Source organism: Ferrimicrobium sp., from assembly GCF_027364955.1.
Lineage (GTDB): Bacteria > Actinomycetota > Acidimicrobiia > Acidimicrobiales > Acidimicrobiaceae > Ferrimicrobium.
On record NZ_DAHXOI010000001.1, the window covers coordinates 91,971 to 105,105 of the forward strand.

The window sequence follows — 13,135 nt, forward strand, 5'->3', positions numbered from 1 at the left end:
AATGAACTCGGCCGATTGGGCGCTGTCCCAAGGTATACAGCCTCAAACAGCATATAGATGGTATCGGACATCGAAGATGCCCGTCCCAGCACCCAAAGTTGGCCAGCTCATGCTGGTTGGAGATTTAGAATCGGAAGATCCAAAACATGGATCGTCGGTTATCTACGCGCGAGTATCCTCCTCTGACCAAAAACCAGATCTAGATAGGCAGGTGGCAAGAGTACTGGCTTTCGCTGCCGAACACCGATATTCGCTAGAGCGCGTAGTGACCGAAGTCGGTTCCGCTCTCAATGGACATAGACGCAAGTTTCTGTCACTCTTGAGCGACCCCGAAGCCGAGACCATTCTGGTTGAGCACCGAGACCGGTTCTGTCGCTTTGGTGCCGAATACGTGGAGGCTGCCCTCTGTAAAACCCTGGGCGGTGTACTCAGTGCTCAATCGAGAGGATTGATCGTGCTTGATACCGCCGAGGTGGACGACGACCTTGTCCACGACGTCACAGAGTTACTCACATCGTTGTGTGCCCGACTACATGGACCTAGGTCGGCCTCCAACAGAGCACAAAAAGCTATTGAAGCGGCGTGCTCATGATTGTAATGATGCGAACCAAGGCACAGGCTCAGAGGGTAGCTGACATCACCGGTGGTGTGATCGTTGTCAAAAATGGCAAACCAACACCAAAGGTGCAGTTGCAAGGCGACTTCGAACAGCATCGAGCTGCGGTGGAATCAATAAGTGTATTGTTTAAGCTATGCGAAGACGCTGGTGAGCAAGTCCCGAGCGGCTGGACTGTCACGGGGGCATCCTTTGAGGTCGAGTGGCCAAAAGATCCACGTAAGGCATCGCTCATACGGTCTCACTTCGGAGCCAGAAGAGTTGCCTACAATTGGGCGCTAGCCAAGGTCAAGTCCGACATGGATGCCAAACAGCAGAACGAAGACCACCTCTCTACGCCGTGGACGCTCGAGGCACTACGCAAACAATGGAATATCGAGAAGAACGAAATAGCCCCTTGGTGGGGAGAGAACTCCAAAGAGGCATACTCGTCCGGCATAGCCGATCTGGTACAGGCACTCTCCAACTGGTCAGACTCCAAGAACGGTAGACGACGAGGCAGAAAGGTCGGCTTCCCAAAGTTCAAGTCAAAGAGAAAAGACCAAAACAGGGTGCGTTTTACTACCGGAGCTATGCGTCTTGAGGATGACCGTCGTACCATTGTGTTGCCAATGATCGGCGCACTACGTTCTAAAGAGAACACGCGCAGAATACAGCGCCACCTAGCCAAGAACAATGCCCGTCTGCTCAACTGCACTCTCTCAGAGAGATGGGGGAGACTGTTCGTCTCTTGTCAGCTTGCAGTGAGAACTAACGTCACTTCCAGTCGAACTCCATCAAAGCCAAACGTTCGCGCTGGTGTCGATCTCGGACTGCGATCGTTAGCCACGATAGCGGATGGCGATGGCAACATCAAGGTCTTTCCCAACCCAGCACCACTGCGCACGACGCTCACAGAGCGCCGTAGGGTTGGGCGCAACCTTTCACGACGGATACCCGGTTCAAACGGTTACAGGCGAGCGAAAGCCAAGCTCGCCAAGTTAGACCGTAAGTGCGTATACATCCGTCGTGAAAGCATCCACCAGCTGACTCGTTATTTGGTGGGCAACTACGGCGAAGTTAGGATTGAAGACCTTAACATCGCCGCCATGAGGCAGAGCATGGGAAGACGAGCCTTTCGACGTTCGGTATCAGATGCCGGGCTCGGGAGCTTTCGACCAACACTCACCTACAAGGCTGAACGAGCCGGAGTTAAGATGGTCGTTGTGGATCGCTTCTTCCCCTCATCACAAATCCATCACAACTGTACGGGCAGACTCACAGGCGCAAAGCTCGCCAAGAGACGTAGCCGTGAGACCTGTGACGTTGAGGTGGATCGAGATGACAATGCTGCGCTCAATATCCGCGACTGGTCGGTTACCAGTCCTGGTCTAGTTGAGGCCAGTGCCCTGTCCGTTCCCAGGCCCTTATCGGGTACAGGCGACAGTTCAGATGATGGGATGACTCATCACCTGGAGAGAGGATGTAAGACCAGTAGCAATACTGGCCGTACTCAGAGAGGCAAGAACAACTCTCGGACAAGTGAGCATGAAGTCCGAGACGAGAACCTTGTGAAAGGTGCGTCATTATGAGCGGACTCACTATTAATCACTCAGATGCAACGGTGCTTAGATGATCGAGGTAGTCGAACGAGTTCTGCAGTGGAGGGCACAGGGCAAACGTTGCGCCCTCGCTACAGTTGTGGCGGTTGAAGGCTCGGGGCCGAGAGAGCCTGGTGCCCTGATGGCGGTGAACGAGGATGGTGAAGTCGCTGGGTCAGTGTCAGGAGGGTGTGTTGAGGGAGCCGTTGTCACCGAGGCGTTGTTGCGGCTCGATGCTCCGGAGCCCATACTGCGGAGTTTTGGTATTCTCGGGACCGAGACCCCCAAGGAGGCGACCACCTTGGCTTTTGGATTCTCGGATGACGAGGCGGTAGCCGTTGGCTTGACCTGTGGCGGTACGTTCCATATCTTGGTACAGCCGGAGCTACCCAGCTATCTCAATCGTCTTGCTGAAGCCCTGCAACAAGGTACTCCCTTCGTCATCGCTACGGTCTACTCGGTGAATGAGGATTTGGACTCCTACTTTGTCGAAGAGAACCGTGAGGTTGCCCCACCTGTGGTTGGTGCATCGATGTTGATCCTTGGAGATGGCGAGGTGCTAGGCAGCCTCGGCAACGCGGATCTCGATCGGGTGGTGGCAAGGGATGCTGCCGGGGTAGTGCAGCAGGCCCAGGGGACGAGACGCTCCTATGGTCGAAGAGGTCAGTCGCGCTCCAGGGAGGTTGCTGTGGTGATGGCGGTGTCAGCGCCGCCGCCAACCATGCTGATTTTCGGTGCTGTGGACTTCAGTGATGCACTAGCGCAAGCGGCCAAACTGCTTGGTTATCGAGTGGTGGTAGTCGACGCTCGGGCCGTCTTTGCGACTGAGGCACGTTTCCCGAAGGCGGATGAGGTCGTTGTGGCGTGGCCGAACGATTACCTCACCACATGGGGCGCATCGCTCAGCGAGCGTGATGCCATCTGTATCCTCACCCATGATCCAAAGTTTGATGTGCCAGCCATCGAGGCGGCACTCGCGACTCGCGCAGGCTATATCGGCGTGATGGGATCCCGGCGAACGCAGGCCGACCGAGTCGGCCGACTGGTGGCCCAAGGAATCGCAGCAGAGGAGATTCGTCAACGGGTCTGTGGTCCGATCGGTCTCGATATCGGCGCAAGGACTCCGCAGGAGACCGCTGTTTCGATACTCGCTGAGATTATCGCTCGGCGTGAGCGTCGCCTCGCTGGTTCACTCTCGGAGGCTGCGGGTCCAATTCATACCGAAGGGGCGATGACTTGGTAAACACGGCAGATCAAGAGCTGGGTTCGACGGGGATAGTCGTTCTTGCCGCCGGTTTCGGGAGCCGTTTTGACTCTTCTGTTCATAAGTTGCTCGTTGACCTTCATGGTCGTCCACTAGTGAGCTGGGCCCTCGATGCAGCCGCCGGGGTCCCTGCCGCAGCACATTTTGTGGTCACACGGGATGCAAGTATTGCGTCGTTGTTGCCAGACAACTTTGTGGAGCTTCGGAATCCGCGACCACAGGATGGCCTCGCGAGCTCACTGGCGTTGGCCCTGGATCGGGCAAAGGCCATAGGGTTGGGGGCCGTGACGGTTGGCCTTGGTGATCAGCCGTGCATTCCCAAGGAAGCGTGGAGCAGGGTTGCACGTGCTCGAACTAACGGTGTGGCCATCGCGACCTATGCGGGGGTGAGGGCGAACCCTGTTAAGCTGACACTATCGGTCTTTGGCCTGCTTGAGCGCTTTGGTGATGTCGGTGCGAGATCGATTTTTGATCGTGTCGAGGCCGTAGAGGTCCCTTGTCCGGGAGATCCCTTCGATGTCGATACTCGCCAGGATCTTGAGCATGTACAAGCCGTAGAGAGGAATTGACATGGAGATTGTAAACGAGTTCATCGTACCAGTTGGAGTTGATCGAGCATGGGAGATCCTGACCGATCTCGAGCAGATCGCACCCTGTCTCCCTGGTGCGTCACTCTCCTCGGTCGAGGGTGACGAGCATAAAGGATCCGTGAAGATCAAGGTTGGTCCTATCACTGCGAACTACGCCGGTGTCGCACGCTTTGAGTCCAAGGATCGAGAGCACTATATCGCTGTGCTGCGTGCAGAGGGTCGCGAGACCAAGGGCCAGGGTAACGCCAGTGCGGTCGTTACGGCTCGCCTGATTCCCGAGGGGGACGAGTCGACTCGGGTGACGGTTGACGTGGATCTCACGATCGCTGGCCGGGTTGCTCAGTTTGGACGTGGTGTGCTGAACGAAGTCTCCGAAAAACTCATGGGTGAGTTTGCCCAACGACTGGCCGCCTTGATTGGCCAGAGCGAGTCTGGGGAGGTTGAGGAGATAGACACCGCTGGAGAAGAACACGAGGTTCGTGTCGAGGAGGAACCCCAAGAACTCAATGCCCTTCGTGTCTTGGCAAAGCCCGTCATCAAGCGCCTTGCCCCGGTGGCGGCCGTTTTGATCGTCACCGCGGTTCTGGTGCGTAGACGTGGGCGCCAGCACGTCTGAATCGGCGTGGAATCCTGATGCGGATGATCGCATTTGGGTAGAGGAACAGCTTGGTCGGATCGCAGAGATTCCGTTTCGCACCGCCGTGAGGTCCGCTACTGGACGTCCAATCGTTATCGAGCTTGCGCCCTTTGATCGCAAGGGTACTCCCCAGTCCAACTGGTTCTGGTTGGTTGACCGTTCGTTGGTTGCTGCCGTCTCGCGGTTGGAATCACATGGAGGTGTGCGTCAGGCTGGCGCTTCGGTGAGCCTGGAGGCGCTGGATCTAGCCAATACGACCTACCGTAGCGGCCGACCAGCACTTGCCCATATGCAGGGTCGCGGTGTTGGTGGTGCCCGTGCTGGTGTAAAGTGTCTCCATGCACACGTCGCCTTTTATTTGGCCGGAGGGTTTACTCCTGTCGGGGTATGGGCGACTTGGAGACTCTACCAGTCGGATCGTGAACTACTTGAGGGTCTCCTGGTAGGTATGGCATCGAGTAGGTGACGAGCGCCCGGATGGCGGAATGGTAGACGCAGGGGGCTTAAACCCCCCGGGCCCTTGGGCCATGCGGGTTCGACTCCCGCTCCGGGTACGGTAACGCTGGAATACCAGTGGGGGTATAATTGTTAGTGTCGTTATCGAGGAAGGAAAGAGATGACAACACGTAATTTGACGGCAGCGGACTTCAACGAGACGGTCGAGAGTAACGGGATCGTACTGGTCGACTTTTGGGCAGCCTGGTGTGGGCCGTGTCGGGCGTTTGCTCCGGTCTACGATGAACTCTCTCAAGAACACCCAGATATCGTCTTTGGCAAGGTTGATACAGAGGCAGAGCGAGAGCTTGCTCAGGCGTTTCAGATCATGTCGATTCCGACGTTGATGGCCTTTCGTGACCAGGTGTTGCTCTATGCTCAGCCCGGTGCGTTGCCTCGCCAAGCTCTTGCCGAGATCATCTCCCAGATTGAGGCGCTTGACATGGATGAGGTCCGGCGACAGATCGCCGAACAAGAGGCAGCAGCCGAGTAAGGCTTGCATTGAGCCAGGCAGCGACGAGCAAAGTGGCGATGGGCGCTGCCGTACGGCAGGCTCTGCGCCCAGGTGAGGATCTCGCCTACGGGTACGTCGGCGCCCAGGAGCTCGTGGTGCGGCATCAGAGCCAAGGCCCTACTGCACGGCCTTGGGCCTCGGTCTCGAAGCTGGTCACTGCGCTCGCAGTGCATGTGGCTATCGAGGAGGCGTCCCTGCAGCGAAGCACGCCCCTGGGGGACCAGCAACTCGTTGTGGAGGATCTCCTGTCGCATGCGTCGGGTCTTCCTACTGGCGAGGTAGCCGATGCGTCCATGAGTACACCTTGGCAGGTTCGACCGATTTGCGCGCCTCATGAACGGCGCATATACTCCAACCTCGGCTATGAACTGCTGGGTTATGGAATCGCGCAGTACTGTACAATGCCCTTTCATCAGTACGCGAGGGAAGCTGTCTTGGAGCCTGCTGGCATGACGCAAGCTAGCTATCCTGCAAGCGTACTTGCTACAGGACCAGTGACAGGGGCCGCCTTTGGGCTCATTGGGACAATCGCTGATCTCGTCAGTTTGGTGAGGGTGCTTTGCTATCCTTCGCTTGTCACTGCCGGGACCCTCATGGCGATTCGTACCCCCTTCGCCTCTGAACTAGTCGGTGTTTTGCCAGGCTACGGTCGCCAAGACCCAAACCAGTGGGGCCTCGGACCCGAGATCCGGGGCACGAAAGCGCCGCATTGGATGGGATCAGCGGTATCGGAGCAGAGCTATGGTCATTTTGGACAGAGCGGCTCTTTTCTGTGGATCGATCCCGTTCAGCGGTTTTTCGCTGTCTTTCTCGGCACAAAACCCTTTGGAGCGTGGGCAAAGAATCGGTGGCCAGTGCTCAACAATGCTATTGTCGAGGAGCTTGCCTCCTCGTAGCACTCAGTGATCACAAAGGGGCGTCTGCTATCCTTGGTCCAAGGAGGATACGACGATGACTCGACTCAGTGGCGGCCACAATTCCAACAAGGTGTCTGATGGCATACGGGTAAACCCTATGTACGCCGACGGACCCGATCATGAAATACCAAAGTACCAAATTCCCCCCGTTGGGATGAGCGCCCAGGCAGCTTACCAGTTGATCAGTGACGAGATCGACCTCGACGGTTCTGCACGACTGAATCTTGCTACGTTTGTGACGACCTGGATGGAGCCTGAAGCTGATCAGCTGTATCTCGAGGCAGTCGACAAGAATATCGTCGACAAGGATGAGTACCCACAGACCGCCGCAATTGAAGATCGGTGTATCGCCATTATCGGTGACCTATGGCATGCACCAGACCCAGAAAATGTGATTGGAACTTCAACGACCGGCTCATCTGAGGCATGTATGCTTGCCGGCTTGGCCCTGAAACGAAGGTGGATGGCCAAACGACGAGCTGAGGGTAAGGATGTCGATCGACCCAATATCGTCTTTAGCTCATCGGTGCAGGTCGTGTGGGAGAAGTTTGCGAACTACTTTGAGGTAGAGCCGCGCTACGTCCCTATTACCCATGAGGAGCCGTACCTCACCGCCCGTGGAGTCCTTGAAGCAGTCGATGAGCGAACCATTGGTGTGGTTCCTATTCTCGGCGTGACCTACACCGGCATCTACGAGCCTATCGCGGAGATCACTCGAGCACTGGATGATCTCGCCTCACGGACAGAACTCGATATCCCGGTCCACGTCGACGCGGCATCGGGTGGGTTTGTTGCACCTTTTCTCCAACCAGAATTGGTGTGGGATTTCTCCCTTGAGCGCGTGCACTCGATCAACACTTCGGGTCACAAGTATGGTTTGGTCTACCCGGGTCTTGGCTGGGTATTGTGGCGGACCAAAGATCTGTTGCCTGACGAGTTGATCTTCAAAGTGTCCTACCTTGGGGGCGAGATGCCAACCTTCGGACTCAATTTTTCTCGTCCCGGCGCACAGGTACTGCTCCAGTACTACAACCTGATCCGTTTAGGTTTTGAGGGTTACACACGGGTGCAACGCGAGACTCAACACACCGCCGCCATCATCGCTGCGGGAGTCGATGATCTCGCATCGATGTCGGTCATCGCTCGGGGTGACGCGCTGCCGGTGGTTGCGTGGACCAAAACTGCCGATGCAAACCCCAACTGGAACCTCCACCATCTCTCTTCGAAGCTGCGGGAGCGTGGATGGCAGGTACCAGTCTATCCAATGCCCGATAATTTGTCGGATGAACTCATCATGAGAGCGGTCTTGCGTAACGGCTTCCGAAGTGACATGGCCGCGTTGTTTGTCGATGATATCAAGCGAGCCGTCCAGGAACTCGAGGACCTTGACGCTCCTATGCCAACGTCGTCGCATGTCAACGGCTTCCATCACTAGCGCCTCAGGATTGCACCGCAAGGAGGATGGGCACGCACGACGTTGCCCTTAGGATGCTGTGTCATACTGGAGTGGCAGGGGATCGCGATAAGCATGGAGATTGTGTAGCCTCGTTGCTCCTCGTGGAGGATGTATGCCAAACGAAGATAGTAGCCCACCAACGATGCAACATGAGTCCCTACCGACCCGAGTGCTCGCAGATGTCGGCTCAATCAAGGCGCTCGCGCATCCGCTACGACTTGCGCTGATCGATCTACTGGGGCAGCACGAGAGTATCACGGCGGCCGATGCCGCTCGCATTCTGGGAACGACGGCAGCGAACTGCTCGTTCCATCTTCGACAGCTGGCAAAGTACGACTTTGTGGAAGCGGTTGAGGTTCCCAGTCGACGGGAACACCCTTGGCGTCTCAAGTATCTTGGCATCACCGTTGCCGATGATGCTGGTGAGCTCACGAGCGGCTTCAATGCGCTTGCAGAGCAGATGATTGCAACCGTCGTCGAGCGCTTTAGGGCGTATCGGAGATTTGTCAGCGACCTCAGCCTGGATTGGCGTGAGGTGAGCGGTATCCATGAAGGCACCGGTTGGCTGACCGTTGATGAATTACGAGCACTCGATCGCTCGTTTGGTCATTTCGCTACTCTGGCAGCCGCACGGACTCATGGTTATGAGACGATTCCCCCAGAGGCGCGCAGGGTGGATATTGCGAAGCTCGTCTCTCCCCTTGATTCCCCTCATGAGGATGACTGAGCCGAGGGATAGGGGTGCCGGTGTCCGTATCGACTACGTCTGTGCGGTAAGGCATACCCCGGAGTGTTCGCACCTGCCGTCCGGGCGGTGGACCGCAATCCACGAACGGGTGGACTAGTACGTTGTCATGCATCTATCGGGGTGGGTGCACCTCCTGCCGGTGGTATCAGAAGGCAAAGCTGCCGCTTCCTGTTCGGTGGGTCGAAAAGCTCATTCTCGTCAACGGTTTCGACGAAGAAGACTCCAGCGGCGGCGCTTCACGCGAGTGTCGTTCAATGACCAATGGGCAGATCTGGGTCAGCGGATGGCTCGACCTCCATCGTGGGTGGCAGTGAGCGCAGTGGTCACACAAATCGGAGCTGGGATGAGCAACAAGCGGCGCGAAGCGCTAGCGTGTCCCCGTTGATTCGACAACTTCGCGTGCCATCGTCGAACACCGGCTGGCGAGGTTTGGCGTCGAGTAGCTAGTGACGGCCCCGTCGACTCAAAGGGCCAGCGGGTAGCCGTAGTGGACCCCGACGAGACGGACGAGGACCGTGTCGTTGAGCTGCGACCGAGGTTGCAGCGGGCTTCCGTGCCCATCCAGGGGTAACGAGACGGTTGGAGCTCTGCGAGTGTGGCCCTCGGGTGCGCGAACAGCGATCTACGGGGCTGTTGTGGCCGGCAACCCCCTTGAGGAGAGGATCGTTGTTGCTGGTGTGCAGATTCGGAGCTCCACCCCGAACGTGTGTACAGGGCCACTGCGGTGTGGGCAGTTGCCTGAGGATCGGTCCCGGAGGATTGCCCGGCGAGGTTGACGTCGGCTACAGCCATCGAGGTCGAGTACGCGGCGAACCGTTCCTATTTTGGTACCCGTTGCGGTGAGGCGAGAACTGAACCTGGAGGGCCCGTGGTCGAAGCGCCTTGCACGAGGTGCGGCATGGGTCATAGAACCAACACACGGGGTTGCAATGGTTAGCTCGTCAGAGCAGGTATCAACATTCGGTGAATTTCGTGCCCAAAGGCGTAAGCGCTTGACGGGATTAACTGGGTCATGAAAATGACGCTGAGCTGATCGCGAGGAGCGATAAAAAAGTTTGTACTTGCCATCCCGCCCCACCCAAATTCGCCGTCCAAGCTGAAGTTCTTTGCGGCAGCTGCATTAGTGACCACAGAGACTCCGAGGCCAAAACCTTTGCCTGGTTCGTCAATCGGCTGGGGATGATACCGGCACAGGTCGATCGCGTCGGCACCTCCGGGCAGGTGATTGGTCGTCATCAGATCGACGGTTCGAGGTCCGAGAATTCTGCTACCGTCCAAGGATCCCCGGTGTAGCAACATCAATGCAAAGCGTAGGTAGTCGTCGATTGTAGAGTAAAGTCCACCACCGCCCATATCGACGGGAAAGACTCGTCGTTCCGGGACTGGCCCACCGAGACGATGCATTCCATCGCCTTCAGTCCGTAGGTATAGCCCACCGACCCTGCCAAGTTGATCAGCATCGACCTCGAAGGTGGTATCCATCATTCCGAGAGGTTCGAAGATTTCGGTTCGAAGATACTCTGAGAGCCGCCTACCGCTAATGACTTCAATCAGGCGGCCGACGACGTCGGTGGCTACCGAGTAGTTCCAACCGTGACCTGGGTCAAAAAGAAGCCCAAGTTGCGCGTAGCGATCGACCAGGTCCCCAAGTGTGAGGTCAGCGGGGAGGTTCAGCTCAGAGGCATGCTGGCGATAGAGTGTATCGAGGATTGTTTGATTGTGAAAGCCGTAGGTTAACCCGGCGGTGTGGGTGAGCAAATGCCACACCCGAACAGGTTCGATGGCAGGCCGATATAAGGGTTCTAAGGTTGACCCCCCAGCGAGCACCTGGATGTTGCGAAACGAGGGGATGTAGTCGCCGACTAGGTCTTGGAGATCGACCAGTCCGGCCTCGGCAAGCTGTAATAGCGCGACCGAAGTGATCGGTTTAGACATCGAGTAGATGCGATAAAGAGTTGCGTCGGTGATTGGGGTCTGGGCGACCGGATCAGCTAGTCCATAGTAATGGCGGAGCGCAATCGCGTCATCCCGAGCGATGAGAAGGGCAAACCCCGGGATTTTGCCGGCATCAACATAGGCTTCGATATGCCGTAGCAGGGCTTCAATTTGGGGTCGATGGAGTCCAGCCTCCTCAAGCGATGTCATCTCGATGGTCATAGGAGATTCCTTTCAGATAGGCGTAGGAGTCGTGAACGCTAGACCTTCACCGTTCCTGGACCAAGGTAATGGCACTGCAGCAGCGGCGCTGTGGCGGAGAGCAGATCTTCATAGGATCCGAGCTCCTCGAGCGACTCCTGATGGAGCCGTCGCCAGTGTTCAAGATTGTCATCGATAACCCTCTCGCCCTTAACGATCACTGGAACCTGCAACGGCCGCAACGCATCCGCAGACGTTGAGGAGATGATGGCCTCGGGATCGATTGAGAACTCGTCGATAGCGTGCTGTTCGCGTATGCGTCGGTACGCGGTCTTGGCGCCGCCATCGGAGGTCTTGGCCTCTGACTGTTTGGCGACGGCAATCGGTTCTCCTCCGCGCTCGATGGAGACGAGCTTATAGACGAAACCCGCTGTCGGGATGCCAGAACCGGTCACAAGCTTGGTGCCGACGCCAAAGCCATCGATGGGGGCATCGTGTAGCCGGTGGATCGCTGCCTCGTCGAGATCTCCTGAGACGAGGATCTGTGTTTTTGTCGCCCCAAGGCTATCGAGCAGCTGTCGAGCGGCGATCGAGGTAGCAAAGGGATCGCCTGAATCGATGCGAATAGCGGCAAGTGAGGGTCCGAAAACATCGATAGCCGTGCGGATACCGTTGAGCGTATCGTACGTATCGACGAGTGCCGTTGTCGCTTCTCCCGCGATGGTCCGTTGGGCGCGAAAGGCGGCTGCCTCGCTGTCATGAGCGAGGACGATTGCGTGCCCCATGGTACCGGCCGTTGGAATCGCGTATTGTTGCCCAGCGGCGAGGTTGGAGGTCGCTGCAAAACCCGCAATGTAGGCGGCTCTCGCCGCGACGACACCAGCATTCTCATTGGTACGCCGAGTCCCCATCTCGATCAATGTTCTCCCACGAGCGGCGAGCGCCATTCGTGAGGCCGCAGTGGCGATGGCCGAGTCGAAGTTGAGCGCTGAGAGTAGGAGCGTCTCGAGTATCAGTCCCTCGGCGAAGCTCGCCTCGAGTCGCAGGACGGGAGAGAAGGGGAAATAGAGCTCCCCGTCAGGGTAGGCGTAGATTGAACCCGCAAAGCGGAAGTTGGCCAGATAGTCGAGCGTCTCCTTGGAGCAGATGGAGTTGCGTCCGAGATAGTCGAGATCAGCTTCGTCAAAGGTAAACCCTTCGAGAAGCGTACCGACTCGCGCGGCGCCGGCGGTGACCCCATAGGCTCGCCCCCCCAGCCCACGTCCAAAAATCTCAAAGGTCGCTCGCTTTGTACCGATCCCACTCTGGAGCGATGCTTCGAGCATGGTGAGCTCATACCTATCTGTGAAGAGAGAGGTATGTTCAGCCATGTGCATCGGCGGCTGCAAGGGGTTGTGGTGGCGGCGCGAGCACCGGGGTGTCCTTGCCTCTTCTGGAAAGCAATACGAGCATTAGTACGATCGACCCCGCCAGACTGATCAGCGCGAAGACCTCGACGGCATCCCATACACGGGGCACCGCGAGCCAAAGGTACTCATCGAAGAAGCGTCCGATCGACCAGATACCGTAGGCGGTAACGGCGAGTGAGAGTGCTGGCATCTTCCATTGTGGGTAGAGTCGGGAGAGCCCCAGTACGATCGAAAACGTGATGATCGTTTCGATTGACTGAAAAATAGGCACCGGTATCCGATAGCCAACCTCGCCGGCATACTTCATGCCATACCAAGCGGTGGTCGGATGACCACCACCTGCGAACATGAGCTGGGGACCGAGCAATCGGCCCATGGCCCAGGCGGCCAACAACACCGGAGCTGTTACGTCAGCAGCTGTCCGAAAAGATATTTCTGGGTTGTACTTATGTAGTGCATACAGAGCAACGATCAGACCGCCCGCGATCCCCCCATAGGAGGAGAGACCGCCTTGCCAGACCGCGAACACCAGGATTGGGTGAGCGAGATAGTAGCTGATATTGGCGATGCAGTGTACCGTTCGCGCACCTACCACGGCCATGACGATGATCCATATGAAGGACTTTTCTAGCCACCTTGTCGATAGACCGTAGTGTTGGAACCGGCGGCTCAAGTACCAGTAGGCGAACCAAAACGTGATACCTAGGCCGAAACCATAGGTGTGGAGCACGAGTGGTCCGATGTGGAAAGCAACAGGTATCGGTCGCACTGCG

The 13,135-nt window shown here is 57.2% G+C and carries 13 protein-coding genes and 1 tRNA gene; 11 read left to right on the forward strand and 3 right to left on the reverse strand.

Annotation, left to right across the window (positions count from 1 at the left end; translation table 11 throughout):
- Position 1 precedes the first annotated feature (1 nt).
- The 11 genes from M7Q83_RS00445 (at position 2) to M7Q83_RS00495 (ending at position 8,796) form a co-directional block, all read left to right on the forward strand.
- Positions 2 to 592, forward strand: a complete 591-nt coding sequence (locus tag M7Q83_RS00445) for an IS607 family transposase (RefSeq protein ID WP_298334248.1) — start codon at positions 2 to 4, stop codon at positions 590 to 592.
- A complete protein-coding gene (tnpB, locus tag M7Q83_RS00450; RefSeq protein WP_298334250.1) occupies positions 589 to 2,187 on the forward strand; it encodes an IS607 family element RNA-guided endonuclease TnpB in 1,599 nt (532 codons plus the stop codon). The genes M7Q83_RS00445 and tnpB overlap by 4 nt, the downstream gene beginning before the upstream one ends.
- Positions 2,188 to 2,227: 40 nt before the next feature.
- Positions 2,228 to 3,439 (forward strand): XdhC family protein, encoded by a 1,212-nt coding sequence (locus M7Q83_RS00455; RefSeq protein ID WP_298334252.1) that lies wholly within the window; start codon positions 2,228 to 2,230, stop codon positions 3,437 to 3,439.
- Positions 3,433 to 4,029, forward strand: a complete 597-nt coding sequence (locus tag M7Q83_RS00460) for a nucleotidyltransferase family protein (protein ID WP_298334254.1) — start codon at positions 3,433 to 3,435, stop codon at positions 4,027 to 4,029. The genes M7Q83_RS00455 and M7Q83_RS00460 overlap by 7 nt, the downstream gene beginning before the upstream one ends.
- 1 nt (position 4,030) lies before the next feature.
- Positions 4,031 to 4,666 carry an SRPBCC family protein gene (locus tag M7Q83_RS00465; RefSeq protein WP_298334256.1) on the forward strand — a complete coding sequence of 212 codons (636 nt, stop codon included), beginning with the start codon at positions 4,031 to 4,033 and terminating at the stop codon, positions 4,664 to 4,666.
- The gene (locus M7Q83_RS00470) at positions 4,647 to 5,153 is read left to right on the forward strand and encodes a DUF501 domain-containing protein (protein WP_298334258.1); all 507 of its coding nucleotides are present in this window, start codon (positions 4,647 to 4,649) and stop codon (positions 5,151 to 5,153) included. Before M7Q83_RS00465 ends, M7Q83_RS00470 begins: the two co-directional genes overlap by 20 nt.
- A gap of 5 nt (positions 5,154 to 5,158) precedes the next feature.
- A tRNA-Leu gene (locus tag M7Q83_RS00475) sits at positions 5,159 to 5,241 on the forward strand.
- 62 nt (positions 5,242 to 5,303) lie between these two features.
- Complete coding sequence (trxA, locus tag M7Q83_RS00480) at positions 5,304 to 5,675, forward strand: thioredoxin (RefSeq protein WP_298334260.1); 372 nt, start codon at positions 5,304 to 5,306, stop codon at positions 5,673 to 5,675.
- An 8-nt stretch (positions 5,676 to 5,683) separates the two neighbouring features.
- Positions 5,684 to 6,592: a serine hydrolase domain-containing protein gene (locus M7Q83_RS00485; RefSeq protein WP_298334262.1), complete on the forward strand. Its 909-nt coding sequence runs from the start codon at positions 5,684 to 5,686 to the stop codon at positions 6,590 to 6,592.
- Between the two features lie 55 nt (positions 6,593 to 6,647).
- A complete protein-coding gene (locus M7Q83_RS00490) occupies positions 6,648 to 8,048 on the forward strand; it encodes a glutamate decarboxylase (protein WP_298334264.1) in 1,401 nt (466 codons plus the stop codon).
- Between the two features lie 163 nt (positions 8,049 to 8,211).
- Positions 8,212 to 8,796 (forward strand): helix-turn-helix domain-containing protein, encoded by a 585-nt coding sequence (locus tag M7Q83_RS00495; RefSeq protein ID WP_298334266.1) that lies wholly within the window; start codon positions 8,212 to 8,214, stop codon positions 8,794 to 8,796.
- Between the two features lie 954 nt (positions 8,797 to 9,750).
- Here M7Q83_RS00495 and M7Q83_RS00500 read toward each other — a convergent pair.
- The 3 genes from M7Q83_RS00500 to M7Q83_RS00510 are packed head-to-tail and all read right to left on the reverse strand — an operon-like array spanning position 9,751 to position 13,131.
- A complete protein-coding gene (locus M7Q83_RS00500; RefSeq protein ID WP_298334268.1) occupies positions 9,751 to 10,974 on the reverse strand; it encodes a serine hydrolase domain-containing protein in 1,224 nt (407 codons plus the stop codon).
- Positions 10,975 to 11,012: 38 nt separating this feature from the next.
- Positions 11,013 to 12,329: a nicotinate phosphoribosyltransferase gene (gene pncB, locus M7Q83_RS00505; RefSeq protein ID WP_366526344.1), complete on the reverse strand. Its 1,317-nt coding sequence runs from the start codon at positions 12,327 to 12,329 to the stop codon at positions 11,013 to 11,015.
- Positions 12,316 to 13,131 carry a prolipoprotein diacylglyceryl transferase family protein gene (locus M7Q83_RS00510; protein WP_298334270.1) on the reverse strand — a complete coding sequence of 272 codons (816 nt, stop codon included), beginning with the start codon at positions 13,129 to 13,131 and terminating at the stop codon, positions 12,316 to 12,318. Before M7Q83_RS00510 ends, pncB begins: the two co-directional genes overlap by 14 nt.
- Positions 13,132 to 13,135: the final 4 nt, after the last annotated feature.